Origin of the sequence: Nonomuraea terrae (assembly GCF_044465245.1) — a bacterium.
GTDB lineage: Bacteria > Actinomycetota > Actinomycetes > Streptosporangiales > Streptosporangiaceae > Nonomuraea > Nonomuraea terrae.
In genome coordinates, this window is record NZ_JBITLL010000004.1 from 1,127,082 (window position 1) to 1,153,541 (window position 26,460).

Consider the following 26,460-nt stretch of genomic DNA (forward strand, 5'->3'; position numbering starts at 1 on the left):
CGATCACGGCTGCGGGATCCGGAGGGCCCGCCGCAGCGCGGCCAGCCGTGTCTCCCGCGCCCGGACGCTGAGCGCCGCGTCCGGCACCATCATGTCGAACCCGTGGAACGCCCCCGGATACAGGTGGAACTCGGTCGAGACCCCGGCCCGCGCCAGCCGCAGCGCATAGTCGGCGCACTCGTCCCTGAACACCTCCAGCTCACCCACGTCGACGAACGCCGGAGGCAGTCCCGCCAGGTCCGTGGCCCGCGCCGGCGCCGCGTACGGCGGGACGTCGTCGGTGCCGACCCGGTCGCCGAGCAGCGCCCGCCAGCCGAACCGGTTGGCCTCCCGGTCCCACACCACGGCCTCGGTGAACTGGCGGCTGGACGGCGTGTCGTCGCGGTCGTCCAGCATCGGGCAGATCAGCAGCTGGAAGGCCACCTCGGGGCCACCCCTGTCGCGGGCCAGCAGCACGGTCGCGGCGGCCAGCCCGCCGCCCGCGCTGCCCCCGCCCACGGCCAGCCGCGCGGGGTCGAGGCCCAGCTCCGCGGCGTTCTTGGCGACCCAGGCCAGGCCCGCGTAGCAGTCTTCGACGGGCGCGGGGTGCGGATGCTCGGGCGCGAGCCGGTACTCGACCGACACGGCCACGACGCCGAGCCGCTCCACGTGGTCGACGAGCATCGCGTCGTCGAGCTCCGGCGTCCCGATGATCATGCCGCCGCCGTGGATCCAGTAGAGCCCCGGGCGGGCGGGGCCGTCCTCTTGCGGCCGGTAGGTGCGCAGCCGGACGTCGGGCGCGCCCTCGGGCCCCGGCACGACGCGGTCCTCGATCACCACCTGCGTGTCCGGGCGGGGCATCGCCGCCACCATCGCGTTCATCTGCTCCCGCTGCTGGGCCAGGAGCTCGTACGACAGGAACGTGCCTGCCGGCAGCGCCGCCATCTGCTCGACCGCGGCGCGCAGTTCCGGATCGAGGTTGGGGTGAAGGGTCATGAACATACCTTTCCACCATGCATATCGGATTACTCCGCCGGGCAACCCCGGGGTCGCGTGCGACCGCCCGAACTGCTGTGGGCATGCTGGGACCATGTGCCATTCCACTGACAGCAGGCCTCCCGCCCCGCCCGTGCAGGGCAAGGTGGCCTCTCAGGAGCAGATAGAGCTGACCGCCGCCGACGGCAACCGTTTCCTGGCCTACCGGGCCGAGCCCGAGCAGCCGAACGGCCGGGCCATGGTGATCCTGCCCGACATCCGCGGCCTGCACCCGTACTACCGCGATCTGGCCGTACGGTTCGCCGAGGCGGGGTTCCGGACGATCGCGATCGACTACTTCGGCCGCACCGCCGGAACGGGCGACCGCAGTGACGACTTCGCGTTCATGCCGCACGTCGAGCAGCTCACCAGCGACCACGTGCGGGCCGACGCGAAGGCGGCCACCGAGGCGCTGGCCGGTGCCGGGCCGGTGTTCACGGTGGGCTTCTGCCTGGGCGGCGCCCAGTCGTTGCGGCAGGCCGCCGAGGGCAACGGCCTGGCGGGCGGCATCGGCTTCTACCCGACGCTGCGCTTCGTGGACGAGCCGGCGTCCGGGCCGGGCGCGCCGATCCTCATGCTCATGGGCGGGGCCGACACCGCCACCAAGCCCGAGCAGTTCGCGGCGTACGAGGCGGCGCTCGACCGGGCCGGCACGCCGTACGAGAAGCACGTCTACAAGGGCGCGCCGCACTCGTTCTTCGACCGCTCCTACGGCGAGTGGGCCGAGGTGTGCCAGGACGCCTGGCGGCAGATCCTCGACTTCACCGAGCGGCACGCGTAGTCACGCGGAGGTTTGGCGGCGGGGGACGGCGGCTATCCGGTCGGACATGACAGATGCCATCACCCGGTTCGCCGTCTCCCTGCCGCAGCAGGTCGCCGACGGCACCTTCGACCCCGGCGAGTTCCGCGCCTACCTGGCGCGCGTGGAGGAGCTGGGCTTCCACAGCGCGTGGACCCGCGAGGGGACGCTCTCCCCGGTCCCGACGCTCGGCCCGATGGAGGTCATGACGTACGCGGCCGCCTGCACCGAGCGGCTGCGCATCGGCTGCGCCGTGTTCGTCAGCGTCCTGCACCAGCCGCTGCAGCTGGCCAAGAGCCTCAGCACGCTCGACCAGCTCAGTCGTGGCCGCCTGGAGATCGGCTTCGGGCTCGGCGGCAGGGAACGGCTGGGCTCTTTCGGGGTGTCCCCCGACGGGTTCGTGACGCGCTTCACCGAGGGCATCGAGCTGATGAAGGCCTGCTGGAGCCGGCCGCAGGTCTCCTTCCACGGGCGGTTCTTCCAGGTCGAGGCGGCCATGGAGCCGAAGACGTACCAGAAGCCGCATCCGCCCGTGTGGATCGGCGGGCACCGGCCCGCGGCGATCCGGCGGGCGGTCCGGCACGGCGACGGGTTCGTGGGCGCCGGCGCGGCGACGACGGCCGCCTTCGCCGAGCAGGTGCGGACGCTGCGGGCCGAGCTGGAGCGGGCCGGCCGCGACCCGGCGCGGTTCGGGGTCGCCAAGCGCGTCTACGTGTCCGTGGGCGAGGAGGACCGGATCGGCGAGCAGCTCCGCCATCTGTACGGCACCGCCGAGTCGGCCGTCGCCGGCCCGCCGGAGGCGGTCGTACGCGGGCTGCGCGAGGTGATCGAGGCCGGCGCGGACCTCGTCCTGCTGGACCTGATGACCGACGAGGCCCAGCAGCTCGAACGTCTGGCCACGGACGTGCTGCCCGCGCTACTCTAAAGTTCCTTGGAACAATGGAGGAGTGGCCATGTCCTACCCCGAGCAGCGCTACTTCGGCGAGAGCGGCGAGCACAGCGGCGTCTTCAGGAGCGCGGGCGACCCACCCGACCTGCCCATGCGCACCACCCAGGTCCACTACCTCGCCACCGGCGGCCTCACCGGCGGCGCGTACGGGCTCTACCGGTGGGAGATGGGCCCCAGCCCGTCCGGCCCCGGCGCCCACTTCCACCGCACCATGACCGAGTCGTTCTACGTGCTGTCGGGCACGATCCGGCTCTACGACGGCGTGAAGTGGACCGACGGCCGGCCGGGCGACTTCCTGTTCGTGCCCGAGGGCGGCGTGCACGCCTTCCGCAACGAGTCCGGCGAGCCCGCCTCGATGCTGATCCTGTTCACGCCCGGCGCGCCCCGGGAGGCGTACTTCGAGGAGCTCGCCGACATCGCCGCCACCGGCCGGAACCTCACGCCGGAGGAGTGGACGGAGCTCTACCGCCGGCACGACCAGTACATGGTCTGATGTTCCCCGAAGAGCGGATCTACGAGCAGCTCGCCCGCGTCGGCAAGGCCCTGGCCAGCCCGGTGCGGCTGCGCCTGCTCGACGTGCTCGACCAGCGCGAGCGCACGGTGGAGGAGCTGGCGCAGGCGGCGGGCGTGCCGCTGAAGAACACCTCGGCCCAGCTCCAGCAACTGCGCGCGGCCCAGCTGGTGTCGAGCAGGAAGGACGGCACCCGCGTCTACTACCGCCTGGCCGACGACGGGGTGTCGCGCTTCCTCGGCGAGCTGCAGGCGTTCGCCGAGGGCCGGCTGGCCGATCTGCGCGACGCCGTGCACGCGCGGATGGGGTCACTGGCGGGCGTGACCGCCGACGAGCTGGCCGACCGGCTCGCCGACCCCGGCACGGTCGTCGTGGACGTGCGAACGGCGGCCGACTACGCCGCCGGCCACGTGCCGGGGGCGATCTCGGTGCCGCTGGCCGAGTTGCGCGAGCGGCTGGCCGAGCTGCCGAGGCAGGCGGAGGTCGTGGCCTACTGCGGAGGGCCGTACTGCGTGGTGTCGCCGGAGGCGGTGCGGCTGCTGCGCGAGCACGGCTACGCCGCCCGCCCGCTCGACGGCGGCCTGCTCGGCTGGCGGCGCGGCGGCAAGGAGCTGGAACGCTGAGTGACCGCTGCCTTACTGTGAGCCGGACGGTAAGGAGACACGGTGCGCATCACACGAGCCGCCATCGCGGGTCTGCTCGCGTCCGCGGCGCTGTCGGGGCTCCGCCACGACTTCGCCGCGCACGGGGTGGTCATCTGGGCGGAGCCGCGCGCCGGGTCGGCCCGCAACGGCGTCGGCCACCCCGGCCACGGGTTCGAGCCGAACCGGTCGGAGGAGCACGGCCTCTACCGCTGCGACGCCCACTTCGACAGCACCCTGTGGTACCACGGGCGCGACGCCACCACCGGCGTCGTCGGCTGGGTCCCGGCCTGTCACCTCACCGACGACGACTGAGGATCAGACGCCCGCCTTGACCGGTGCTGGGCGGCGCGGCTCGGGCGCGGGCCCGTCCTCCTCCTCGTGGCCCTCGACCGACAGGTTCGGCAGGATCCGGTCCAGCCAGCGGGGGCACCACCAGTTGGCCCGCCCCAGCAGCACCATCGTCGCGGGCACCAGGAACCCCCTGATGATCGTGGCGTCCACCGCGATCGCCACCGCCAGACCCACCCCGAACGTCTTGACCATCGAGTCGGGGTAGGCGATGAACGCCGTGAACACCGCCACCATGATCAACGCCGCCGACGTGATGACCCGTCCCGTCGAGCCGAGCCCCTCGGCCACCGCCCGCGCGTTGCACCCGTGCCGCAGGTACGACTGCCGCACCGCCGTCAGCAGGAACACCTCGTAGTCCATCGACAGCCCGAACAGCACCGCGAACAACATCAGCGGCACGTAGCTCTCGACCGGCACCGAGAAGAAGAGCGGCGTCAGGTACGACGAGCTGACCGGCGGATCCATCCCCACCAGCCCCGTGCCCAGCCCGAACGAGAACACCAGCGCCAGCGCCCCGAACGCGGCCCCGAGCGAGACGAGGTTCATCACCGCCGCCTTGACCGCGACCAGTGGCGCACGGAAGGCCAGCAGCAGAAGCAGGGCGCTGAGCAGCACCACCACGGCGATGACCAGCGGGGTGCGCTCGGCCAGGCGGTCGGCGGCGTCGGTCAGGCCCGCGACCTCGCCGCCGACGTGCACCCGCACCGCGGGCAGGGCGACGGCCCTGACGTCCCTGACCACCTGGGCGGTGCGCTCGTCGCTGGGCGCGTACTCGGGGACGGCCTGCAGCAGCACCGAGCGGCCGGAGTCGTTGAGCTTGGGGTCGCTCACGTGGGCCACGCCGTCGACGGCCTTCACCTCGCGGGTCAGGTCCTCCACCAGGGGGTCGTCGGCGTCGGCGACCTTCTCGGTCAGCTCGGCGACCACGATCAGCGGCCCGTTGGAGCCCGGCCCGAAGCCGGTGGCCATCAGCTCGTACGCGCGCCGCGACTCCGACCCCTGAGCGCCGTACCCCTCGTCGATCGGCCCCAGCTTCAGCGCGAGCGCGGGCGCGGCCAGCGCCCCCAGCACCACGACGGCGGCGAGCAGCACCCGCCACGGGCGGCGCGCCACCCACGCGCCGAGCCCCGCCCACCCGGCGCCGCCCGAGCCGGAGCCGCGCAGGAACGGCACCCTGAGCGCGTTGACGCGGTGGCCGAGCAGCCCGAGCAGGGCCGGGACCAGCGTGATCGAGGTGAGCACGGCGGCGACCACCGAGATGCCGGTGACCCAGCCCAGCGTGGCCAGCAGCGGGAACCCGGCCAGCAGCAGCGCGCTCAACGCGATGATCACCGTGCCGCCCGCGAAGACGACGGCCCCGCCGGAGCTCGCCACGGTGCGGCGTACGGACTCCACGACCGGCACCCCGTCGGCCAGCAGGCGGCGATGGCGGGACAGCAGGAACAGCGCGTAGTCGATGCCCACGCCGAGCCCGACCATCGTGGCCATGATGCCGGCCTGCTTGGGCATGTCCACGGCCCAGCCGAGCAGCCCGATCAGGCCGAGCCCCGAGGCCACGCTGACCAGCGCCACGAAGATCGGCACCGTCGCGGCCACCAGCGTCCCGAACGCGAACACCAGCACCACCAGCGCGCAGATCACGCCCACGACCTCGCTCGGCCCCGTCTTGATCTCCTTGCTGGCAGGGTTGGAGCTGTCGGCCGGCACCACTTCCAGCCCGGCCTCGCGCGCCGGATCGGCGGCCTCCGACAGGTCCTGCGTGATCCTGCCGACCGCGTCGGGGTCGTGACCCTCCAGCCGGACGCCGATCAGGCCGATCTGCAGGTTGGAGGAGATGCCGCCCCTGCGGAACGGCGTCTCCACCTCCGCGACGTGCGGCATCGTGCGCAGCCGGTCGACGGCGTCCTCGACGGCCTTCTTGCGGGTGTCCGCAAGAAGCGGCCCGTCGGCGGAGTACACGAGGAGCTGCACCGTGCCGCCCGCCTGGTAGCCGGAGCCGAAACCGGTCTTCATGAGATCGTGGGCGCGCTGGGCGTCGGTGCCGGGGATGCTGGCGTCGCTGCTGGTCGGGCTGGGGAAGGCGAGGTTGCTGCCCATCAGGGCGGCGGCGGCCAGCACCCAGGTGACGAGGACGATCCAGCCGTGGCGCGCGCACCAGCCGCCCAGCCGGCCCAGCAACCGTGTCATCGCTTCCGTTCCCCACTCGACGGCCGTCCTGTACGGTCGTACAGGACCTAACGATAAAACCGGAAATATCCGGAAGGCTGTCTCCCTGAGGGAAATGAGACGATGGCCACAGCCGACGACACCCGCACCCGGATCCTCGACGCCGCCCGCTCGCTCTTCGCCGAACGCGGGTACGCGGCCACCTCCCTGGCCGACATCGCGGCGGCCGTGGGCCTGACGAAGACCGCGGTCGCCTACCACTTCCACCCGAAGGACCGCCTGGCCGCCGAGCTGCTGTCCCCCGCGGCGGGCGACATGCTGGCCCTGCTCGACACCCCGTACGCCTCCCGCCAGGAGTTCGTCGAGGCCCTGGTGGGGTTCGCGGTGCGCTACCGCTCGGTGATCCGCCTGTTCATGGAGGATCTGGCGGCCGACGACCCGGCGACTGACGACGCCGACTCGGGGCGTGCGACCGTCCGGACCTTCCGCGACGAGATCCACACCAAACTGGTCGGCGACAACCCCACCCCCGAAGCCCGCCTGAAGAGCTGGGCCCTCCTGGGAGCCCTGCAATGGGGCGCCGTCAAAACCATGGACCTCCCCGAAGACCAGGTCCACGCCGCCCTGCTGCAGGCCGCCCGCGCCTACTGACCCTCCCTCCGTCTCATGCCCCTTGCTGGCAGGGCAGAGCCGCTGGAAGACTCGCCGCCGTTGACATGAGAGGGGAAGCTCCGCCTTGCCGGTGGGAGACAGGGCCGCCGGACGGCTCGCCCGCTGCTGGTGCGAGGCAGAGTTTCCAGGAGGAGGCAGGATGGTCACGCTCGCCGTCGTCGGTGCGGGCTCGCGAGGGCTCTCGTACGCCCGCCACGCCGCCGGGACCGGCCGGGCTCGGGTGGTCGCGGTGGCCGACCCGCTCGCCTCCCGCCGCGAGAAGTTCCCCGACGCCACCCCGTACGCCGACTGGCGCGAGCTGGCCGCCCTCCCCCGCCAGGCCGACGCCGTGATCATCGCCACCCAGGACCGCGACCACGTCGAACCCGCGCTGCGCTTCGCCGAGCTGGGCTACGACATCCTGCTGGAGAAGCCGATGGGCGTCTCACAGGAGGAGTGCCACGCGATCGTGTCCGCCGCCGAACGCTCCGGCGCCATCTTCGCGGTCTGCCACGTCCTGCGCTACACCCCGTACACCAAGACCCTGAAAGCGCTGCTGGACGCCGGACGCATCGGCGAGATCGTCAGCATCCAGCACCTGGAGCCCGTGGGCTGGTGGCACCAGGCGCACTCCTACGTCCGCGGCAACTGGCGGCGCACCGACGAGTCCACGTTCATGCTGCTCGCCAAGTCCTGCCACGATCTCGACTGGCTCGTGCACCTCACCGGCAAGCGGGTCACCCGTGTCTCGTCATTCGGCGGCCTCCACCACTTCCGCCCGGAGAACCGCCCCCAGAACGCCGCCGACCGCTGCCTCGACTGCACGGCCGAACCCGAGTGCCCGTACTCCGCCACCCGCCTCTACCTCCCCCTGGCCGGCCGCGAGATCTGGCCACTGACCGCCCTGACCGACGACGTCTCGGAACAGGGCGTCAGGAAAGCCCTCCGAACCGGCCCGTACGGCCGATGCGTCTACGCCTGCGACAACGACGTCGTCGACCACCAAGTCGTGAACATGGAATTCGAAGGCGGCACGACGGCCGCGTTCACCATGACCGCCTTCACCCCGTCCCTGCACCGCCAGACCCGCGTCTTCGGCACCCACGGCTCAATAGAAGGCGACGGCGACCGCCTGACCGTGCACGACTTCGTCACCGGCCGCACAGAGGTCGTCGAAACCCGTCCCCCCGGTGATGCCACGGCGAGGGGCGGCCATGGGGGTGGTGACGAAGGGCTGGTCGAGGCGTTCCTGACCGCTGTGTCCACCCGCGACCGCTCCTCGATCCTGTCGTCGCCGACCGACAGCCTCCACAGCCACCTCATGGCCTGGGCCGCCGAGCGCTCCCGCCTGACCGGCGAGACCGTCCGCACCGATTAGATCGCAGAACCCGCACGCCCGAAGGTGCCTGGGGCCGGAATACTGGTGCCTCCAACCACCAGCGAGGAGCACCTGTTGCGCACCTGGTTCGAGCCGGAGGAGACCGACGAGTTCGAGGCGGCCAAGGACCTGCTCGTCCGCCGCTGCCTCACCTGGGCGGACGAGCACCGCCTACCCGCCGTCGGCCTGCTGCTGGAGGCCGCCGTGGACGCCCGTCACGAGAGCCGCGACGGACGCCTGGCCTACTGGGACGACGCCGAGATCAGCCACTTCCTCCTGGCCTGGGTCCCGGCCCAGCTCGTGGCTGACAGAGAGGTCCTCGACACCGCACCGGAGGTGCTGCGCACGTACCTGCGCTACCTCGACGCGACCGGCCTGCTCGACCCCCGAGGCGCCACCGTCAAGGACGCGGAGGCCGCGATCGACCGCGCCGCCGCCGAGCTCCCCGACGCCCTGGACGACCCGGCCCGCCAGGGCCTGGCGAAGTTCTGGCTCCAGGTGGCGCTCGACCACGGCGTGGACGTGACCGACCCGCCCGCCTTCGAACGCTTCCGCCGCGACATCGACGCCGGCCGGATCCCCTACGACCGGGACGTCCTCGACGAGATCATGGAGGCCCGGCTCACCGGCCGCCACCCCGGCCTCCCCCAGGAACGCGCCTTCGTCCAGCCGCCCATCGCCCTCCCCCCGCAGTCCGACCTGGCGGAGGCCGCCGCCCGGAGCCAGACCGTACGACGCCTGGTGGCCCTGACGGAGTGGATCGGCCCGGACGGCCGCACCCTGACCAAGACGGGTCACCTCCGCCTCGCCGACGCCCGCGACCTGGCCGCCCTCCTCGGCACCGGCGAGGAGAGCCTCCAAGCCCGTAGCAGCACCGAGCTGCACCACGTCACCCTCCTCCTCACCTGGGCGAAGAAGATGCGTCTCATCCGCACGAGCAAGGGTCGCCTGCTCCAGGTGGCCAAGGCGGCCCCGCTGCTCCGCAACCCCTTCGAGCTGTGGCAACGCGCGTTCGAGACCCTCCCTGAGCTGGGCCGATCCGTCTGCACCGCCGAATCCGCGCTGGCGGGCTCGCTCCAGGAGACGCTGCCCGACATCCTCAACTCGATGTACGGCCTCGACGCCATGCCCGTGGCCCGGCTGGAGGAGACGGTGTGGCTCGCTTGCCGCGACTACTTCCTGAGCCCCTACTTCCTGGGCGGCGACGACGCGCCGGGCCGCGAACTGGTCGCTGAAGACCTCCGGCGCACCTTCGAGGTCCTCTCCGACCTCGGCGCCGCGGAACTGACCCGCGGCCCCGCCGACCCGCTCTACGCCACAGACCTCGACCACGAGGACCAAGAGCTACCCCCGGACACCGTCGAACGCCTGCGCACCCGCCTGGCGGAACCAGACCTCCTCCTGGCCGGCCTGACGCCACTCGGCCTGAACGCCGTCCGTAACCTCCTCCTGGCGGACGGCCGCGACGCCCCTGCCGTCGGCGAGCTCGCCACCGCGTCCCCGGCCGGCCTCCTGGGCGTGATCTCCCAGCACTACCCCCGCGAGGACGCCACCACAGAGCTCAAGGGCTGGCTCGCCCAACCGGGTCACGACGTAGCGGCGTTGCTGCAGGCCGTACGCGACTGCCCCTTCCGCACCCGGACCGCCGCCCTCCTGCACGTCGTGACCGAGTCCCTTCCCGAGGTCCGCACGCTCCTCCCCGAGCTGCGCCACGACCCGATCCTCGGCTCCGCCGTCCTGAGCATGCTCGTGAACCAGGGAGACCTCACCCCCGAGTCCCTGACCCAGCACGAGCACCTCCTGTTGGGCGCTGAGAACTTCCTGGCCCTCCTGGAACTGTCCGGCCCCGACGGCCTCATGGAGCAGATCACGTCAATGGCAGGCCGCGACGCGTACGACCTCCTGGAGGCAATCGTCTCCTCCGGCCACCCCGACACCGTGGGCCTGAACGAAATGCGCACCCTGGTCCTGGAACGCCTGCGCACCACCAGCCCCCACCCCCTCCGCCTGGTTCCCACAACACCTCCAGGCGCCCGAGGCCGCCGCAAGAGCCCTGGCAGGAAACGCAAGCGCTGACCGCCCCGGATCACCCGCGCAGAAAGGCGTCGCACCTCCACGCGGCTGCTCCATGGTCGGCGCGTTACGCTCTGATCTCCGACAAGGAGATCGCTCTCCAGCGCCCTCGGAGAAGGCAGCTGCCCGTGGCCGGCACCCCCATCACCGGCCCGTACGACTCCCTGCTCACCGAGCGGCTCAGGGAACTCTGGAAGCCGGCGGTCGGGACATCGGTGACCTCTACCGCAACAAGCGCTACTGGACGGCTCTGCTCCGAGGCGCGGGGCTCCTCACCGGCGATGCCTTCCCGATGGAGGAGTTCCTTGGCCGCGCCGCCATCGCCGGGTGACCCGCCTCCTCCAGCGCGCGGACGGTGCATCAGCGGTGGGCGGGCATCCGCCGTCTGCTTCGTGATGTTTGCGGTTCGGCCCGGCGCTGTTTGCGGCGGCGGGCTATGAGCCAGCCGACACCCAGGGCGATCATGCCGATCGGCGTAGCGGACAGGCGGCGGGCCACCAGTAGTTTGAGCAAGTTCTTCATGCCGCCACAACTGCCCAGTGGCGCGCCATGCACGCATATCCGGGTGTCCAGTGGCCCGTTGGATCGGTGGACCGGCGCGCTGACAGTGCGCGTTCCAGGTAGTCGGGGTGGGGGCTGTTCTCCGCGCCGGCGAGGCCGTTCTTCTTGGTGGAGGACGGGAGGCCCGGCCATGAGGAGTTCACCCTCCGGGGAGGTGGCCGGGGGTCCCGGCGGCCGCGTCCGGGGCGGGGACTTCGCCGGGGTCGGGTCTTTCGCCGGGGTCAGGGGTGGGGTCCTCGCCGGGGTCGGGCTCTTCGCCCGGGTCCGGGCCGGTCTGGGCCGCGACGCCGACGGTGATCACGATGGAGGCTTGCGGTTCGGCGCAGGTGCCGCCTGCGATGCTCTGGCTCAGGATGGTGCCGACCTGCGACTCGTCCGCCACGGCCTTTCCGCGCGACCGTACCCGGAAGCCATCGTCCGCCAGGGCCGCGCGGCCGTCCGCCTCGGAACGGCCCACCACGCCCGGGACGGTGCTGCCGTGGCGGGCCAGGGTGAGGCTCACCGAGGTGCCGCCGGAGACGCGGGTGCCTGCCCGGGGGTCAGCGGAAATGACCTGGCCGTTGGGTCTGTCTGAGCACGTACGGTCGACGCCGCCGGCCTTGAGGCCCGCCTCGGCCAGCGTCGACTCGGCGGCCTTGCGCTGCATGCCGGCCACCGCGGGCACCGCCACGCCCGCCGACACCTGCAGCGAGACCGTACTTCCCCGGGGAACCGCCGCCCCCGCGGCGGGCTTGCTGCTCAGCACCCGCCCGACGGGCTGCGTGGAGCCGACCTCGGCGACGAGGCCCGGCATCAGCCCGGCCTGCCTGATGGCCCTGGTCGCCGCCTTTCTGTCCAGGCCGGCCAGCGGCGGGATCGCGACGGTCACCGGTCGTGCCACCGGTGGCTGACTGGCGGACTCGCGCGGCCCCCGCACCTCGTCGGACTTGCCGGGCGTGGGTTTCGCCGGTTCCGGTTCGGACGTCGCCGGCTCCGGTGTCGCGGGCTCCGACGCGGCCGCCGGGGGCAACGTGGGTCCGGCCGCCTGGGCCGCCGGGGAGGAGTCGTCCCCGGTCAGTTGCGGGACGAGCACGGCCAGCAGGACGCCCGCCGTCACCAGCAGCGCCGCGCAGACCGCGATCGCCGCCGTCGGCCACCTCCTGGTGGTCCGCTCCCCCGCCGCACTCCCCGAAGGCCCACCCCCGAAGACACCCGCCATGTCCGTACGGCCCGCACCGCCGGCCTCAGCCCCGGATCCCCCCACGTCGCCCGAAAGACCAACGGCGAACACAGCCGCACCGCCCGAAGGACCGGCGCCGAACGCGTGCTCCATGGGGCCGGTGTCGAGCGGGCAGCTGCCGTCCGAACAGGCGCCGACGGAGTGAAGGCCGGGGCGGTCGGGCGAGGAGCCCTCAGCGTCCGGGGAATCGGAGGCTTTGGCACGTTCCGGATCCGTGACAGACGGCGAAGGGTCGGAGGCCGTGAATCGGTAACCGCCCGGGGTGCCGGTCGCTTCGGGTTCGGCGAGCGGGCCTGCACCGGAGGGGCCGTACGGTGAGCGCTGCTCCGGCACCGCGAACGGCGGCGCCGGAGCGCGCAGGATGTGCGGCGGAGGTGAGCGCAGCACCTCCGCGGGCACGTCGCCGGTCGACTCCCCCAGCAGCTCGAACAGCAGCTCCCTGCTGGTCGGACGGTTGCGCGCGTCCTTGTCCAGGCACGCCGCCACGAGCGTGCGCAGGCGTCCGTCGAGGCGGCCGAGTTCGGGCGGCGCGGTGAGGATGCGGTGCAGCACAGGCGCCACGGAGTCCTGCCCGAACGGCGCCGACGCGTTGGCCGCGAAGCACATCGTCGCGCCCCAGGAGAACACGTCCGCCGCGCCGGTGACCGCCGAGGCGGTGATCTGCTCGGGCGCCATGTACGCCGGCGTGCCCACCCCCCGGCCGCTCACCGTCGCCGCCGCGTCCAGCGCCTTGGCCAGCCCGAAGTCGATCACCCGCGGCCCGTCCGAGCCGAGCAGCACGTTCTGCGGCTTGAAGTCGCGGTGCACGATCCCGGCCCGGTGGATGGCCGTGAGCGCCGTCGCCGTGCTGACGGCCAGGCGTTCCAGCGCGCCGCCGCGCCGGGGCCCGGTGAGGGCGACCTCGCGCTGGAGGGAGGGGCCGTCGACGTACTCGCTCACGATGTACGGCCGGCCCTCGTCGAACCCGGCGTCGATCACCTGGGCCGTGCAGAACCTCGCCACATGCTTGGCCAGCTCCACTTCCCGCAGGAACGCCGCCTGCTCGTCCCCCACGGGCCCGTGCAGCAGTTTGACCGCGTACGTCTCACCGCCCCGCGAACCGAGGTACACCGTGCCCTGTCCACCCTCACCCAGGCGTCCGGACAGTTCGTACTCCCCGAGCCGATGCGGGTCCCCCGTCCTGAGCGGCTGCGCCGTTGGCACGGGAGCGCCTCCCCTCGCCGCCACCCTTTCTGCTCTCTACTGAAAGCAACCGCGCGCGAACAGTCAACGGTGCGCAGGGCAATCGCGGCCTGACCGTGACACGGCAGGTCACGCGGCGCTGGAGACCGTGCCCGAATACGTCACTTCTTCCTCACCCGCGCGCGTCACCTTGATGACCGTCCGGTCGGCCTCGCCGAACCGCGGCACGACCGGGGCGGTGGTCGTCTCGCCTGAGCCCGTCCACGCCCCTTCCGCTACGGATCCGTGCGCGGCGCGCAGCCAGAGCAGCAGTCCGGCCACCACCACGACCACCGCGATCGCGGCGACGAGGACCATCCGGCGCCCCCCGACGGATGATCCTCTGTCCGATGCTCCGCCACCGGCCGGGGGCTGGGCGCTCGCGGGGAAGGGCCGTTCCCGGCCGGTGATCGCGGGAAAGCTCGTCGTGGGGTCAGGATCGGTGATCACCGGCCCGGAGTCCTCACCACCGGCGCCGGACGCGGGAGGAACCGGAACAGTCGTGTCGGCATCCCCGGCCTCCCCAGCCCCGTCGCCGTCAGACCCACCCGGTCCACGACCGGCGCATCCGGAGAACGCGGCGGTGACGTCAACACCTTCGCGCTCGACCCCACCGGTTTCCCCGCCGTCGGCGTCGAGCCCGGCATCCTCCACGCGCGCCGGTGCTGCGTCCCCCGCCGCCGACCCGGTGGGGCGGGCGCCGCGAGGAGCGACCTGAGTGACGTCGGCATCGTCATCGGTGAAGCGACTCTCACCATCGCCGGGCACGCTGAAGTCCGCCTGGAACGGTTCGGTCGCATCGAGGTCCGCGCCATCGGACCCGGACTCGTGGGCCGCATCCCCGGCCGCACCGGCCCCGCTCGTGTCAGGCGCGGCCGCCCCAGAGCCCCCGGTTCCAGCGGCGTCAGGGCCAGGAGCGGCGGAGGCGCCGATGGCGACCATCGCGCCCGAGGTCAGCACGTCCGGCCCGATCCGGTCCTGCCCCAGCAGCAGCCGCAGCACCTCTTCAGCGTCCGGCCGGTCCCCCGGCTCGGGTGCCAGGCACGCCTCCACGATCTCGCGCAGCCTGCCGGTCAGCGCGCCCACGTCCGGCCGCCCGTACAGGACGCGCGCCAGCACCTCCTGGTACGTGCCCCCACCGTACGCGTTCCGTCCCGTGGCCGTGAACACCATGGTCAGGCCCCACGCCCACAGGTCCGTCGCCGGACCCGCGGGCTCGCCCTTGATCCGTTCGGGCGCCATGTACGCGGGCGTCCCCATCGGCAGGTGCCCGGTGGAGGCGGTGGAGTCCTTGAGCCGGGACACCCCGAAGTCGATCACCCGGGGCCCGTCCAGCCCGAGCAGCACATTGCCCGGTTTGAAGTCGCGGTGCACCACCCCGGCCCGGTGGATCGCTCCCAGCGCGGTGGCGGTGCCGATGGCGAGCCGGTCGAGCGACCCGCCCCGCCGCGGCCCCTGGCTGAGCACGAGCTCGCGCAGCGACGGCCCCTCGACGTACTCGCTCACCAGGTAAGGACGGTCGCCGTCGAGGTCGGCGTCGAGCAGCTGCGCCGTGCAGAACGCCGCCACCCGCCGGACCGCCTCGACCTCGCGGAGGAACCGGCGCCGCACGGAGGGGTCGTCGGACAGGCTGGCGTGCAGGAGCTTGACGGCGACCTGCGCCCCTTGGGGCGAGTGACCGAGGTAGACGACGCCCTGGCCCCCTTGGCCGAGCCTGCGTGTCAGCCGGTACGCCCCCAGTTGCCGAGGGTCATCGGCGCGAAGCTCGGACATATGCCCCCATTATGCCCACGCCCTCAAGAGCGCCGACCAACCGCCCAACGCTCAAGCGGCCACACCGGAGCGGGGACCGTCACGAACGCCTGCCGCCGGACCTCCCGGAGGGCGATAGCCTCGTCTCGTGCTGGAAAGGATCGCCGCCACCCGCTACGTGACCCCGCTGCGGGAGGGCGGGTCGCTGCCGGGCGTCGTCGAGGCCGACGACCTCGGCACCTACGTGGTGAAGTTCCGCGAGGCGGGCCAGGGGCGGCGGGTGCTGGTCGCCGAGATCATCGCCGCCGAGCTGGGCCGGAGGCTCGGGTTCAGGACCCCTGAGCTCAAGCTCATCGACCTCGACCCGCAGCTCGGCGTCCGCGAGCCCGACGAAGAGGTGCAGGACCTGCTCAAGGCCAGCACGGGGCTCAACCTGGCGGTCGACTTCCTGCCCGGCGCACTCGGGTTCGAGCCGCTGGCGTGGGTGGCCGATCCGCGGTTCGCGGCGCGGGTGGTGTGGTTCGACGGCCTCATCCACAACATCGACCGCAGCTGGCGCAACCCCAACCTGCTGGTCTGGCACCGCGACACGTGGCTGATCGACCACGGCGCCGCGCTGTGGTTCCACCACAACTGGAAGACCGCCGACCCGCAGCGGCCGTTCGACGCGGGCGACCACGTGCTCGCCCCCTTCGCCGCGGACGTCGAGGCGGCGGGCGCGGAGCTGGCCGGGCAGATCACCCGGGAGCTGCTGGAGACGGTGACGGCGCTGGTGCCCGACGAGTGGCTGGACGGCGAGCCGGGCTTCGCCGCGCCGGGCGAGGTGCGCGAGGCGTACGTCGGCCATCTGCTGCGAAGGGCGCACGGGCCGCGCGAGTGGCTGGTGCGCGCCCAGCAGCGCGAGACGCCGAAGGCGGGCCCCGGGTCGGTCGGCGAGTTCTGGCGGGGAGGCCCCCGATGAGCAGGGACGTCTACGAGTACGCGGTGATCCGCGTGGTGCCCAAGGTCGAGCGCGGCGAGCTGATCAACGCCGGCGTGCTGCTCTACTGCCAGCCGCGCGACTACCTGTGCGCCCGCGTCGAGCTCGACCCGGCCCGGCTGCGCGCCCTCGACCCGCACGCCGACGTCGACGGCATCTGCCGGGCGCTCAGCGCGTACGAGCTGGCCTGCGGCGACGAGCCCGGGCCACTGGCGGGCGAGCCGCTCGGCGGCAGGTTCCGCTGGCTGACGGCGCCGCGCAGCACGATCGTGCAGACGAGCCCGGTGCACGCGGGCCTCACCGCCGACCCCGACACGGAGCTGGCCCGCCTCTTCGACAAGCTCGTACGTCTCTAGAACAGCACCCGTCTCCACAACGGGTCTCTAGAACAGCACCGACATGAACGTGTCGACCTCGCGGAAGCCCACCTTGCGGTAGACCGCGCGCGCCGAGGTGTTGAAGTCGTTGACGTAGAGCGTGACGATCGGGGCGAAGCAGCTCAGCGCGGCCTCCACCACGGCGGCCATCCCGGCCACGGCGTGCCCCCGGCCGCGCAGCTCGGGGTCGACCCAGACGCCCTGGATCTGGCAGGCGTACGGCGTCACGGCCCCGATCTCTGCCTTGAACACCACCCGCCCGTCGTCGATCCGGGCGTAGGAGCGTCCGATGCGGATCAGCTCGGCCACCCGCGTGCGGTACAGGGCGCCGCCGTCACCGAGGTTCGGCGAGACGCCGACTTCCTCGGTGAACATGGCCACGCACGCCGGCAGCAGGATGTCGAACTCCTCCGGCCGGGCCCGCCGCACCAGCGGGTCGGCGGGGACCGGCGCCTTGTGCGACGTCGCCATGACGGGCTGCGCCCAGCGGATGGCGCGGGCGCGCCCCCAGTGGGGCTCCAGGCGCTCCCACAGCAGGGAGACCGCGTCGACCGGCCCGACGATGGACGAGCAGCGCCGTCCCTGCTTGCGGGCGCGGTCGGCGAAGGCGTGCACGGCCTCTGGACCGGCGTTGACCGGCACCATGTTGGCCCCGGCGTAACAGAGTGACACGAGGCCACCGCGCGGCCCGAACCCCCACATCTGCCCGCCCAGCCTCGCCGGGTTGAGTCCGACGGCCCGCACTCGGGAGGCGACGAAGACGTTGGCGACCGGGTCGCTGTCCAGCAGCGCGAGAACCTCGTCCCGGTCGTTGTCGTCGAGCACGCGCGACGCCGATGTACGCAGCATCACACGGTCAGACTACGCGAAGGGTTACCGATTAGCTCATCTGGCGCTGCCCGCGGTAACCGTTTCTTGACATCATCTCCCGATGAGCGACCCGAGCACCCCCAGGACGCCGAGCAGTTCGGGTGTCTCCATCCGCTGCGCCGACGCCATGCGGGCCGCCGGGCGAGGCGCGGGTGAGGCGGCGCACGTGGCGTCGCGCGGCGGCAGCGAGCCGTCCCTCAGGTACGCGGCCAGGTGCCGGTCCACGCACTGGTTGCCGGCCAGCGACACCCCGTGGTTGCCGCCCTGTTCCAGGACCATGCGCGCGCGGGGGAACCGCTTCGCCATCGCCAGCGCCCCGCGGTACGGCGTCGCGGCGTCGTGGCGGGACTGCAGGATGAGGAACGGCGGCAACTTCGGCGACGCCTTGACCTCGACGGGCGTGCCGCCGCGCACCGGCCAGAACGCGCACGGGGCGTTGTACCAGGCGTTCGGCCAGGTCATGAACGGCGCCTCGCGGTGCATCCTGGTCATGTCGGCCCGCCACTTGTCCCACCGGCGCGGCCAGGGGGCGTCGCTGCACTGCACGCCCAGGTAGACGGCGTAGCCGTTCTCGTCCTTGGCGTCGTTGCTGCCGTGCTTGGTGTAGACGTCGACCAGTCCGTCGACGTCGCCGTCGCGCACGTACGACGACCAGGCCTGGGCGAACTGCGGCCAGACCTTGTCGGTGTAGCTCGCGAAGGAGAAGGTGTCGTCGAGCTCACTCGGCCCGACGACCCCGCCGGCCGGGCGGGCGCCCAGCCGCTCGCGCATCGCGTAGAAGGCGAACGACGTCTGCTCGGCCGTCCTGCCCAGCTTGTAGGCGGAGTGGTGCCGGGCGACCCAGGCGAGGAACTGGCGGTGGCGGCGCTCGAAGGAGACGTTCTGCCGCAGGTTCGACGCGTACCAGACCGCGCCGGGGTCGACGGAGCTGTCCATCACCAGCCGCTTGACCCGCTGCGGGAAGAGCGTGGCGTAGACGGCCCCGAGGTAGGTGCCGTAGGAGTAGCCGAGGTAGCTGATCTGCTCCTCGCCCAGGGCGGCGCGGATGCGGTCCATGTCGCGGGCGGAGTTCGCCGTGGTCAGGTGCGGCAGCAGCCAGGACCACAGGTTGCCGCAGCGGCCGGCGTACGCCTCGGCCCGGCCGAGCAGCACCCGCTCGTCGGCCTGTCCCCGCGGCACCGCGTCGGGCCGCGGCGGCCGGTAGTACGTGGCCGGGTCCACGCAGCGCAGCGACGGCTCGCTCGCTCCGACGCCGCGCGGGTCGAAGCCCACGATGTCGTAGCGGGCCCGCACGTCCGCCGGCAGGGACGCGGCCACGAACCGGGTCAGGTCACGCCCGGAGGCTCCCGGCCCGCCGGGATTGATGAGCAGGGTGCCGAGGTGGTTGGCGTCCCTGGAGACCTTGGCCCTGACCCGGTTGATCGCGATCTTGATCTGGTGTCCCATGGGCTCGCGGTAGTCGAGCGGCACGCGCAGCGTGGCGCACTCGACCTCCTCCGGCACCGGCTGTCCGTCGCGCTCGGGGCACGGCCCCCAGCCCGTCACGGACGGCACCGCTCTGACCCCGCCGGCCACCGCCGTCCCGTCCGCGCTCCCGACTCCGGCCACGAGCACCGCCATTCCGGCGACGACCCCAACTAGTCGCTTCACCCGGCCCCCTTCCCTGTCATAAGGCCCTGTGATGCTCCCGCGAGCAACCGGCTCATGACGCTGGGTATGGGGAAATGCTTGCCATTCTGTAATCGCTCCATGGCGGGGCGTGGCGGCCGGCTCAGGTCAGGCGCGTTGCGCGTTGTCGTACAGCGCCTTGACGACGTCGCCGAAGTAGGGGCCGTACATCGTGCGCCGGTCGTCGCTGTACTTGAAGCTGCTCACCGACGTGATCCTGCCCCTGCCGGTGGCCGGGTCGAACCTGGTCATCCACGGCCCGCCGCTGGAGCCCGCCGTCATGGCGCAGCCCAGTCCCTGGTCGCGCGTCTGGCGGTGGGGGTCCGCCCGGAGCCGGCCCGCGCAGTAGACCAGACGGGTGCCGTCGTACGGCGGGTCGGCGGGGTAGCCGAAGCCGAACACCTGCCCCCCGCGCCCGGTGTTGAACGCGATCTCCTGCGCGCCCACCACGTCGGCGACGTGCCGGCCGCGCGAGGTGTTCAGGACGACCATGCCGACGTCGTAGTTGTCGTCGCCGCTGCGTGACCAGGGGCTCGCGACGAACATGCGCCGGGCGGTGTACTTCCCGTACGGGTGCGCTCCGGCCGTGCCGTACCCGGGGACGAACGTCCAGTTGGCGGCCCAGGCGCCGGCGCCGTCCTTGACGCAGTGGCCCGCGGTGACCACGACGTCGCGGTTGGCGCTCCTGATCGTGCTGGCCGAGCAGACGAAGTCGGCGCCCGACACGGTGAGGAACACCCGGCCTGTGGTCCTGGACACCAGGCCGCCCGTCATCCAGCGGGACCCGGCCGTGCTGGTGTCGGGGCGGGCCCCGGTCAGCCGGTTGGAGCCCATCAGCTCGCGCGGGACGGCCAGGTCGGACCGCCCGCCCGACAGGTCGGGCAGCAGCCGGGCTACCTGGCCGGTGAGGCCGCGCTCGCCCGTGACGACGTCGAGCAGGCCGATGGGCAGGGCCTTGGCCATGCGTTCCGGCGTCCAGTAGTCGAGCACGCGCCGCTGGTCGGCGACGGTGCGCGCGGCGACGTGCTCGACGACGTCGCTGTGCTCGGCCCGATGAGCGAGCCCGTGAGCGGGCGCGACGGCCGGTTGTTCGGCCTGCTGCCGGCCCGGAGCCGCGCCGAGCAGCGCGGGTCCGATCAGCCCCGCCAGGAGCGGGACGGCCGCAAGCAGGGGGGTGCTCAGGGTCATGCCCCCCGAGTGTGCACTACAGGATGTGTTCTTGTGACTACTTTCGGTAAATTTCTCAGAGTGCGTTGGCGCTCTGAGCCGACTGGTAGACGGCCTGGGCCTCGTTCCCGAAATAGGGGCCGAACATCCAGTTGGGAGCGAAGTTGTATTTGAAACTGTTGACGGAATTCTGCGTGCCGAGACCGGTCGATTCGGTGAAATTCAGCATCCACGGGCCGCCGCTCGATCCGCCCGTCATGTTGCAGGTCAGGCCGAGGTCGTCGCTCATGAGGACGTCGTCGAAGGTGCGCCCGCTGCAGTAGATCAGCCGCGACCCGTCGTACGGCGCCGCCGCGGGGTAGCCGAAGGCGTGCATCTGGCGGCCGCGCGGCTGGTTGAAGGCCACGCCCTGGCCGCCGACGACGTCGGTCAGCGACTTGCCGTTCAGCGGCGCGACGATGGCGGCGGCGACGTCGAAGTTGATGTCCTCGCGGGCGTTCCACTGCTGCGTGGTCAGCAGCCGGGTGGCGGCCCAGGTGCCGAACGGCCGGTTGCCGCCCGCGTAGCCGGGGACGAACACCCAGTTCGTGTGGAAGGCGCCGTTCAGCTTCACGCAGTGGCCGGCGGTGAGCACGACGCTCTTGTTGGCGCTGGTCACCGCCGTGCCGGAACACGAGGAGTTACGCCCCTGCGTGGTGAAGAAGACCCGGCCCGTGGTGCGCGTCACCGCGCCGCCGCTGGTCCACGGCGCGCCCGAGCTCCGGGCGGCCTGCGTCTCCACGCCGCCGCGGCTGCGGGTGGGTGGAGCGGTCCACGGCGTGCCCTTGGCGGGCTCGTCGGCCGACAGACCCGCTGCGCCCTGCTTGGGGGCGGGCGCGTCCAGCGGCTGGGCCGCCTCCATCCGGCCCTCCGTCCAGTACGTCACGACCTGCCGCCGTTCCGTGGGCGTGTCTGCGGCGGCCTGCTGGACGGGCTTCGGCCGCGCCTCGGCGGGCCCTTCCACGGTGGCCCGCGCCCCACCTGCGGGAATCAGCGCGGCGAGCGCGGCGACGGAAACCAGGACGACTTTGCGGTGCATTACGTACCTCCCGAAACTGGACATGGGCATGGAAGGTAGCGGCCCCAATATCCCGATTTCTCAGGATTTGCTTATTCGGATATAGCTGCATTCCGACATAAACTCACTGGCTTATCTCACGTCACACGAGGAAGGGATTTCGGGACGCGGGCGGCCCGGTGCCCGAGCGCGCCGCCGAGCGGGGACAATGGACGGGTGCATCAAGAGACCCTCCGCTCGGTGGTCGTGCTCGGCTCCACCGGCTCGATCGGCACCCAGGCCCTCGACGTCATCGCCGCCAACCCCGGCGGCTTCCGGGTCGCGGGGCTCGCGGCCGGCGGCGGCAAGATCGACCTGCTGGCCCGGCAGGCCGCCGACTTCGGTGTCGAGGTCGTGGCGGTGGCCGACCCCGCGACCGTGCCCGCGCTGAAGGAGGCGCTGGCGGCGCGGGGTGTCCACCCCGAGGTGCTCGCCGGCGCCGACGGCGTCGCCGAGGTGGCCGGCCGGCCGTGCGACATCGTGCTCAACGGCATCACCGGCGCGCTCGGCCTGACCTCCACGCTGGTGGCGCTGCAGGCCGGCCGCACGCTGGCGCTGGCCAACAAGGAGTCGCTGATCATCGGCGGCCCGCTGGTGAAACGGCTGGCCAAGCCCGGCCAGATCGTCCCGGTCGACTCCGAGCACTCCGCGGTGCAGCAGTGCCTGTGGGCCGCGGGCCCCGACGGCTACGACCCCTCGTGCGTCAGGCAGCTGGTGATCACCGCCAGCGGCGGGCCGTTCCGCGGCATGAAGCGCGAGGAGATGGCCGACGTCACGCCCGAGATGGCGCTGGCCCACCCGACCTGGTCGATGGGGCCGTTCATCACGATCAACTCCGCGACCCTGGTCAACAAAGGGCTCGAGGTGATCGAGGCCCACCTGCTGTTCGACCTCGGCTTCGACCGCATCGAGGTCGTCGTCCACCCGCAGTCGATCATCCATTCCATGGTCGAATACGTCGACGGCTCGACCATCGCGCAGGCCAGCCCACCCGACATGCGGCTGCCGATCGCGCTCGCGCTCGGCCATCCCCGCCGGCTGCCCGGCGCCGCCCCGCCGATCGACTGGACCAAGGCCCACACCTGGACGTTCGAGCCGCTCGACGACGCCGCGTTCCCCTCGGTCGCCCTGGCCAGACACGTCGGCGGCGAGGGCGGCACCGCGCCCGCCGTCTACAACGCCGCCAACGAGGCGTGCCTGGAGGCGTTCCTGCGGGGCGGGCTGCCGTTCCTGGGCATCGTCGACACGGTCGCCCAGGTCGTCGAAGAACACCAGGTGACCCCGGCAGACTCCGTCGAGGAGGTCCTGGCCGCCGACGCCTGGGCCCGCGCCCGGGCCGCGGAGCTGACCGCCGCGCATTCCGGCTAGGTGCCTACACTGAAAAGCGTCGTCAAGTAAGGGTTGAAATGTCTTCTGTAGCTCTCGGCATCCCGACGGTCCGCCCCAAACCCCTCGCCGAACGCCGCCGTTCCCGCCAGATCATGGTGGGCAGCGTGCCCGTGGGCGGTGACGCCCCCGTTTCCGTGCAGTCGATGACGACCACCGTCACGGCCGACGTCAACGCCACCCTGCAGCAGATCGCCGAGCTGACGGCGTCCGGCTGCCAGATCGTCCGCGTGGCCGTGCCGTCGCAGGACGACGCGGACGCGCTGCCCATCATCGCGAAGAAGTCGCAGATCCCGGTCATCGCCGACATCCACTTCCAGCCGAAGTACGTCTTCGCCGCGATCGAGGCGGGCTGCGCGGCCGTCCGGGTCAATCCCGGCAACATCAAGAAGTTCGATGACAAGGTGGGCGAGATCGCCCGGGCGGCGGCCGACCACGGCGTGCCGATCCGCATCGGGGTCAACGCCGGCTCGCTCGACCCCCGCTTGCTGCAGAAATACGGCAAGGCCACGCCCGAGGCGCTCGTGGAGTCGGCGCTGTGGGAGTGCTCGCTGTTCGAGGAGCACGGCTTCCGCGACATCAAGATCTCGGTCAAGCACAACGACCCGGTCGTGATGATCAACGCCTACCGCCTGCTGGCCCAGCAGTGCGACTATCCGCTCCACCTCGGCGTCACCGAGGCGGGCCCGGCCTTCCAGGGCACGATCAAGAGCGCGGTGGCGTTCGGCGCGCTGCTGGCCGAGGGCATCGGCGACACGATCCGGGTCTCCCTGTCGGCTCCTCCGGTCGAGGAGGTCAAGGTCGGCGCCCAGATCCTCGAGTCGCTGGGCCTGCGCGAGCGCGGTCTGGAGATCGTCTCCTGCCCGTCGTGCGGGCGGGCGCAGGTCGACGTCTACACGCTGGCCGAGCAGGTCCAGGCGGGCCTGGAGGGGCTGAAGGTGCCGCTGCGGGTGGCCGTCATGGGCTGCGTCGTCAACGGCCCCGGCGAGGCCCGCGAGGCCGACCTCGGCGTGGCCTCGGGAAACGGCAAGGGCCAGATCTTCGTCAAGGGCGAGGTCATCAAGACCGTGCCCGAGTCGCAGATCGTCGAGACCCTGATCGAAGAGGCCCTGCGCCTGGCCGAGGAGATGGGCGTCGAGGTCGACCTCGACGACGACACCCCCGCGGGCCCGGTCGTCACGGTCAGCTGAAACACGGTCAACTGAAACACAGGACAGCCGAAACACGATCTGCCGGAACACGACGAGAGGGCGTGGCCGCCGCACGGCCACGCCCTCTCGTGTCGTCCTACAGCGTGAGCCCGGTCAGCACCATGACCTTCTCGTACGTCAGGTCGTCCATGGCCGAGTGCAGGCCCTCCCGACCGATGCCGGAGTCCTTGACCCCGCCGTACGGCATCTGGTCGGCCCGGTACGACGGCACGTCGCCGATGATCACGCCGCCGACCTCCAGCTCGCGGTTCGCCCGGAAGGCGGCGTCGAGCGAGCGGGTGAACACCCCGGCCTGCAGCCCGTACTTCGAGTCGTTGACCATCGCGTACGCCTCGTCGATCGAGGCCGCCCGCTGCAGGATCATGACGGGCCCGAAGACCTCCTCGCAGGCGACCTTGGCCTCACGCGGCACGCCGGCCAGCACGGTCGGCGCGACGGTGGCGCCCTCGCGGGTGCCGCCGGCCAGCACCTCGGCCCCGGCCTCGACGGCCTCGCGCACCCACTGCTCGACCCGCTCGGCCGCGGCCGGCGACACCAGCGGGCCCACCTGGGTCTTCTCGTCGGCCGGGTCGCCGGTGACGAGCGCGGAGACGGCCGGGAGCAGGCGCTCCACGAACGCGTCGTAGACCGGCTCCTCGACGATGACCCGCTGCACGGCGATGCAGCTCTGACCCGCCTGATAGTTGGAGTAGAGCGCGACGCGCTGGGCCGCCCAGTCGAGGTCGGCGTCGGCCAGCACGACCGCCGCCGCGTTGCCGCCCAGCTCCAGTGTCACGTGCTTGCGCGGCACCTGGTCGGCGATGGCGTACCCGACGGGCGCGGAGCCGGTGAACGACACCACGGGCAGCCGGGGGTCCTGCACCAGGCCGGAGGCGCGGTCGTTCGCGACGGGCAGGACCGAGAACATGCCCGCGGGCAGGTCGGTCTCGGCCAGGATCTCGCCGAGCAGCAGCGACGACAGCGGCGTGGCCGGAGCCGGCTTGACGATGACGGGAGCGCCGACGGCGATGGCCGGGGCCACCTTGTGCGCGACCAGGTTCAGCGGGAAGTTGAACGGGGTGATCGCCAGCACGGGCCCGTACGGCACCCGCGTCACGTACGCCAGCCGCCCGGCGGCCGCCGGCTCGGTGTCGAGCCGCTGCACGCCGCCCGACCAGCGGCGGGCCTCCTCGGCGGCGAAGCGGAAGGTGGCCACGGCCCGGCTCACCTCGCCGCGCGCCCACAGGATCGGCTTGCCGTTCTCGGCCGTGATCAGCTGGGCGAACTCCTCGGCCCGTTCGGCGATGCGGCGCGCGACGTGGGCCAGGGCCTCCGCGCGTACGTGCACGGGCAGCGCGGCGGCCTCCTTGGCCACCGCGTGGGCGGCCGCGACGGCCTCCTCCACCTGGGCGTCGGTCGGCACGGAATGCCGGCCGACCTCGCGGCCGTCAAGCGGATTGGTGACAGTGAGCTCGGTCTCCCCGGTCGCGGAGCGGCCGGCCAGCCAGAAGGTACGCACGTCCATACCTTGACGTTATGCGACCACGGGGTCGGGGCATTTACACCACGTTGCACAAGACTCCCCGGAGCACTCACCGTTAAGTACAAGCTCTGGTGTATACCCACGATGTAACGGAAGTAGACCCAATTCATGATGTTTACCACGCGGGGTGGTTTGAGCGATCTCTGCCCTGGCTAAGTCATCGTGTGCGGGTCTCCAGCGCGGCGGGCCCCCGAGCAGAAAGGCGTGGGCCCCGTGACCGAACAGCGTGAGGTCACAGCGACCTCCTCGGCCACAGAGGAGGTGTCATGACCTCACCGCCTCTGGGGTTGCAGGGCGCCTACCTCCTCGGTGAGCGCGCCACCCATGACGAGCTCCGCTCTCGCCTGCTGGACGTGGCGGTCAACCTGCTGCAGACCGACGGTCCCGACAGCCTCACCATGCGGCGGATCGCGGACGAGGCGGGCTGCACGACGACCGTCATCTACACGATGTTCGGCAACCGGGAGGGCCTGGCCGAGGCGCTCTACCTGGAGGGCTTCGAGCGCTTCCGCCGGTTCCTGGAGGCGGTGCCGCAGCGGCGCGACCCGCTCGAACACCTGACCGCGCTCGGCCCGGCGTACCGGCAGGCGTGTCTGGCGGAGCCCGGTTACTACAGCCTGATGTTCGAGCAGGCCATCCCCGGCTTCGAGCCCAGCGAGCGGGCCAGGACCCTCGCCCGCGCGGCCCTGAACATCCTCGACCGGGTGATCGCCGAGTGCATCTCGGCCGGCCACCTGATTCCCACCCAGCCCCGCAAGATCGCGGACGCCCTGTGGGCGGCGGCCCAGGGCGCGGTCAGCCTGGAACGTGCCGGGCACCTGCGCGACGGCCGCACGTGCGAAGCGGTGACCACGGCCGTCATCTGCTGCTACCAGGTGGACAAGCCCAGATAACC

The 26,460-nt window shown here is 72.1% G+C and carries 23 protein-coding genes; 13 read left to right on the forward strand and 10 right to left on the reverse strand.

Annotation, left to right across the window (positions count from 1 at the left end; translation table 11 throughout):
- Positions 1 to 3: 3 nt before the first annotated feature.
- Complete coding sequence (locus ACIBP6_RS23485; RefSeq protein WP_449594918.1) at positions 4 to 981, reverse strand: alpha/beta hydrolase; 978 nt, start codon at positions 979 to 981, stop codon at positions 4 to 6.
- Between the two features lie 88 nt (positions 982 to 1,069).
- Between ACIBP6_RS23485 and ACIBP6_RS23490 the strand changes: the two genes are divergently transcribed.
- Genes ACIBP6_RS23490 through ACIBP6_RS23510 form a run of 5 tightly spaced genes read left to right on the forward strand, consistent with a single transcriptional unit; the run spans position 1,070 to position 4,229 of the window.
- The gene (locus tag ACIBP6_RS23490; protein ID WP_397055292.1) at positions 1,070 to 1,795 is read left to right on the forward strand and encodes a dienelactone hydrolase family protein; all 726 of its coding nucleotides are present in this window, start codon (positions 1,070 to 1,072) and stop codon (positions 1,793 to 1,795) included.
- Between the two features lie 46 nt (positions 1,796 to 1,841).
- A complete protein-coding gene (locus ACIBP6_RS23495) occupies positions 1,842 to 2,738 on the forward strand; it encodes an LLM class flavin-dependent oxidoreductase (RefSeq protein ID WP_397055294.1) in 897 nt (298 codons plus the stop codon).
- A 28-nt stretch (positions 2,739 to 2,766) separates the two neighbouring features.
- Positions 2,767 to 3,255 (forward strand): cupin domain-containing protein, encoded by a 489-nt coding sequence (locus tag ACIBP6_RS23500; protein ID WP_397055296.1) that lies wholly within the window; start codon positions 2,767 to 2,769, stop codon positions 3,253 to 3,255.
- Positions 3,255 to 3,896, forward strand: coding sequence for an ArsR/SmtB family transcription factor (locus ACIBP6_RS23505; RefSeq protein ID WP_132622845.1), 642 nt, complete (start codon positions 3,255 to 3,257; stop codon positions 3,894 to 3,896). The genes ACIBP6_RS23500 and ACIBP6_RS23505 overlap by 1 nt, the downstream gene beginning before the upstream one ends.
- Positions 3,897 to 3,938: 42 nt before the next feature.
- On the forward strand, positions 3,939 to 4,229 hold the full coding sequence (locus tag ACIBP6_RS23510; RefSeq protein WP_397055298.1) for a hypothetical protein: 291 nt from the start codon (positions 3,939 to 3,941) through the stop codon (positions 4,227 to 4,229).
- Positions 4,230 to 4,232: 3 nt separating this feature from the next.
- Here the strand turns inward: ACIBP6_RS23510 and ACIBP6_RS23515 are convergent, their stop codons facing one another.
- A complete protein-coding gene (locus tag ACIBP6_RS23515) occupies positions 4,233 to 6,455 on the reverse strand; it encodes an MMPL family transporter (RefSeq protein ID WP_397055300.1) in 2,223 nt (740 codons plus the stop codon).
- Positions 6,456 to 6,557: 102 nt separating this feature from the next.
- On the opposite strand from ACIBP6_RS23515, the gene ACIBP6_RS23520 reads away from it, so the two are divergent.
- The 3 genes from ACIBP6_RS23520 to ACIBP6_RS23530 all read left to right on the forward strand — a co-directional run bounded on the left by ACIBP6_RS23520 (position 6,558) and on the right by ACIBP6_RS23530 (position 10,539).
- A complete protein-coding gene (locus tag ACIBP6_RS23520) occupies positions 6,558 to 7,085 on the forward strand; it encodes a TetR family transcriptional regulator (protein ID WP_397055302.1) in 528 nt (175 codons plus the stop codon).
- Between the two features lie 160 nt (positions 7,086 to 7,245).
- A complete protein-coding gene (locus ACIBP6_RS23525; protein ID WP_397055304.1) occupies positions 7,246 to 8,463 on the forward strand; it encodes a Gfo/Idh/MocA family protein in 1,218 nt (405 codons plus the stop codon).
- A 75-nt stretch (positions 8,464 to 8,538) separates the two neighbouring features.
- Positions 8,539 to 10,539: a hypothetical protein gene (locus ACIBP6_RS23530; protein WP_397055306.1), complete on the forward strand. Its 2,001-nt coding sequence runs from the start codon at positions 8,539 to 8,541 to the stop codon at positions 10,537 to 10,539.
- 357 nt (positions 10,540 to 10,896) lie between these two features.
- Here the strand turns inward: ACIBP6_RS23530 and ACIBP6_RS23535 are convergent, their stop codons facing one another.
- The 3 genes from ACIBP6_RS23535 to ACIBP6_RS23545 form a co-directional block, all read right to left on the reverse strand.
- On the reverse strand, positions 10,897 to 11,058 hold the full coding sequence (locus tag ACIBP6_RS23535; protein WP_397055308.1) for a DUF6203 family protein: 162 nt from the start codon (positions 11,056 to 11,058) through the stop codon (positions 10,897 to 10,899).
- 178 nt (positions 11,059 to 11,236) lie between these two features.
- Positions 11,237 to 13,519 (reverse strand): protein kinase domain-containing protein, encoded by a 2,283-nt coding sequence (locus ACIBP6_RS23540; protein WP_397055310.1) that lies wholly within the window; start codon positions 13,517 to 13,519, stop codon positions 11,237 to 11,239.
- A 108-nt stretch (positions 13,520 to 13,627) separates the two neighbouring features.
- The gene (locus ACIBP6_RS23545) at positions 13,628 to 15,310 is read right to left on the reverse strand and encodes a serine/threonine-protein kinase (protein ID WP_397055312.1); all 1,683 of its coding nucleotides are present in this window, start codon (positions 15,308 to 15,310) and stop codon (positions 13,628 to 13,630) included.
- Positions 15,311 to 15,437: 127 nt separating this feature from the next.
- Between ACIBP6_RS23545 and ACIBP6_RS23550 the strand changes: the two genes are divergently transcribed.
- Both ACIBP6_RS23550 and ACIBP6_RS23555 read left to right on the forward strand, forming a co-directional pair.
- Entirely contained in the window at positions 15,438 to 16,250 is an 813-nt protein-coding gene (locus tag ACIBP6_RS23550) for a HipA family kinase (protein WP_397055314.1), read from the forward strand.
- Positions 16,247 to 16,624, forward strand: coding sequence for a DUF3037 domain-containing protein (locus ACIBP6_RS23555; RefSeq protein WP_397055316.1), 378 nt, complete (start codon positions 16,247 to 16,249; stop codon positions 16,622 to 16,624). Before ACIBP6_RS23550 ends, ACIBP6_RS23555 begins: the two co-directional genes overlap by 4 nt.
- A gap of 27 nt (positions 16,625 to 16,651) precedes the next feature.
- On the opposite strand, the gene ACIBP6_RS23560 is transcribed toward ACIBP6_RS23555, so the two are convergent.
- The 4 genes from ACIBP6_RS23560 to ACIBP6_RS23575 form a co-directional block, all read right to left on the reverse strand.
- Positions 16,652 to 17,494 (reverse strand): GNAT family N-acetyltransferase, encoded by an 843-nt coding sequence (locus tag ACIBP6_RS23560; RefSeq protein WP_397055390.1) that lies wholly within the window; start codon positions 17,492 to 17,494, stop codon positions 16,652 to 16,654.
- 72 nt (positions 17,495 to 17,566) lie between these two features.
- Positions 17,567 to 19,165 (reverse strand): alpha/beta hydrolase, encoded by a 1,599-nt coding sequence (locus tag ACIBP6_RS23565; protein WP_397055318.1) that lies wholly within the window; start codon positions 19,163 to 19,165, stop codon positions 17,567 to 17,569.
- A gap of 126 nt (positions 19,166 to 19,291) precedes the next feature.
- Positions 19,292 to 20,371 carry a trypsin-like serine peptidase gene (locus tag ACIBP6_RS23570; RefSeq protein ID WP_397055320.1) on the reverse strand — a complete coding sequence of 360 codons (1,080 nt, stop codon included), beginning with the start codon at positions 20,369 to 20,371 and terminating at the stop codon, positions 19,292 to 19,294.
- A gap of 55 nt (positions 20,372 to 20,426) precedes the next feature.
- The gene (locus ACIBP6_RS23575; protein WP_397055322.1) at positions 20,427 to 21,428 is read right to left on the reverse strand and encodes a peptidase; all 1,002 of its coding nucleotides are present in this window, start codon (positions 21,426 to 21,428) and stop codon (positions 20,427 to 20,429) included.
- Between the two features lie 195 nt (positions 21,429 to 21,623).
- Here ACIBP6_RS23575 and dxr point away from each other — a divergent pair, with 195 nt between their 5' ends.
- Positions 21,624 to 22,814 (forward strand): 1-deoxy-D-xylulose-5-phosphate reductoisomerase, encoded by a 1,191-nt coding sequence (gene dxr / locus ACIBP6_RS23580; protein WP_397055323.1) that lies wholly within the window; start codon positions 21,624 to 21,626, stop codon positions 22,812 to 22,814.
- A gap of 38 nt (positions 22,815 to 22,852) precedes the next feature.
- Positions 22,853 to 24,022: a flavodoxin-dependent (E)-4-hydroxy-3-methylbut-2-enyl-diphosphate synthase gene (gene ispG / locus ACIBP6_RS23585; RefSeq protein ID WP_132621290.1), complete on the forward strand. Its 1,170-nt coding sequence runs from the start codon at positions 22,853 to 22,855 to the stop codon at positions 24,020 to 24,022.
- 97 nt (positions 24,023 to 24,119) lie between these two features.
- Here ispG and ACIBP6_RS23590 read toward each other — a convergent pair whose 3' ends face one another.
- A complete protein-coding gene (locus ACIBP6_RS23590; RefSeq protein WP_397055325.1) occupies positions 24,120 to 25,547 on the reverse strand; it encodes an aldehyde dehydrogenase family protein in 1,428 nt (475 codons plus the stop codon).
- A gap of 284 nt (positions 25,548 to 25,831) precedes the next feature.
- On the opposite strand from ACIBP6_RS23590, the gene ACIBP6_RS23595 reads away from it, so the two are divergent.
- Positions 25,832 to 26,458: a TetR/AcrR family transcriptional regulator gene (locus tag ACIBP6_RS23595; RefSeq protein ID WP_132621286.1), complete on the forward strand. Its 627-nt coding sequence runs from the start codon at positions 25,832 to 25,834 to the stop codon at positions 26,456 to 26,458.
- Positions 26,459 to 26,460: the final 2 nt, after the last annotated feature.

What these genes read in the sequence shown, in the direction of transcription:
- ACIBP6_RS23485 (WP_449594918.1), bottom strand. Translation starts at nt 981, where the DNA reads ATGTTCATGACCCTTCACCCCAACCTCGATCCGGAACTGCGCGCCGCG.
- ACIBP6_RS23490 (WP_397055292.1), top strand. Translation starts at nt 1,070, where the DNA reads ATGTGCCATTCCACTGACAGCAGGCCTCCCGCCCCGCCCGTGCAGGGC.
- ACIBP6_RS23495 (WP_397055294.1), top strand. Translation starts at nt 1,842, where the DNA reads ATGACAGATGCCATCACCCGGTTCGCCGTCTCCCTGCCGCAGCAGGTC.
- ACIBP6_RS23500 (WP_397055296.1), top strand. Translation starts at nt 2,767, where the DNA reads ATGTCCTACCCCGAGCAGCGCTACTTCGGCGAGAGCGGCGAGCACAGC.
- ACIBP6_RS23505 (WP_132622845.1), top strand. Translation starts at nt 3,255, where the DNA reads ATGTTCCCCGAAGAGCGGATCTACGAGCAGCTCGCCCGCGTCGGCAAG.
- ACIBP6_RS23515 (WP_397055300.1), bottom strand. Translation starts at nt 6,455, where the DNA reads ATGACACGGTTGCTGGGCCGGCTGGGCGGCTGGTGCGCGCGCCACGGC.
- ACIBP6_RS23520 (WP_397055302.1), top strand. Translation starts at nt 6,558, where the DNA reads ATGGCCACAGCCGACGACACCCGCACCCGGATCCTCGACGCCGCCCGC.
- ACIBP6_RS23525 (WP_397055304.1), top strand. Translation starts at nt 7,246, where the DNA reads ATGGTCACGCTCGCCGTCGTCGGTGCGGGCTCGCGAGGGCTCTCGTAC.
- ACIBP6_RS23535 (WP_397055308.1), bottom strand. Translation starts at nt 11,058, where the DNA reads ATGAAGAACTTGCTCAAACTACTGGTGGCCCGCCGCCTGTCCGCTACG.
- ACIBP6_RS23545 (WP_397055312.1), bottom strand. Translation starts at nt 15,310, where the DNA reads ATGTCCGAGCTTCGCGCCGATGACCCTCGGCAACTGGGGGCGTACCGG.
- ACIBP6_RS23555 (WP_397055316.1), top strand. Translation starts at nt 16,247, where the DNA reads ATGAGCAGGGACGTCTACGAGTACGCGGTGATCCGCGTGGTGCCCAAG.
- ACIBP6_RS23560 (WP_397055390.1), bottom strand. Translation starts at nt 17,494, where the DNA reads ATGCTGCGTACATCGGCGTCGCGCGTGCTCGACGACAACGACCGGGAC.
- ACIBP6_RS23570 (WP_397055320.1), bottom strand. Translation starts at nt 20,371, where the DNA reads ATGACCCTGAGCACCCCCCTGCTTGCGGCCGTCCCGCTCCTGGCGGGG.
- ACIBP6_RS23575 (WP_397055322.1), bottom strand. Translation starts at nt 21,428, where the DNA reads ATGCACCGCAAAGTCGTCCTGGTTTCCGTCGCCGCGCTCGCCGCGCTG.
- ispG (WP_132621290.1), top strand. Translation starts at nt 22,853, where the DNA reads ATGTCTTCTGTAGCTCTCGGCATCCCGACGGTCCGCCCCAAACCCCTC.
- ACIBP6_RS23590 (WP_397055325.1), bottom strand. Translation starts at nt 25,547, where the DNA reads ATGGACGTGCGTACCTTCTGGCTGGCCGGCCGCTCCGCGACCGGGGAG.
- ACIBP6_RS23595 (WP_132621286.1), top strand. Translation starts at nt 25,832, where the DNA reads ATGACCTCACCGCCTCTGGGGTTGCAGGGCGCCTACCTCCTCGGTGAG.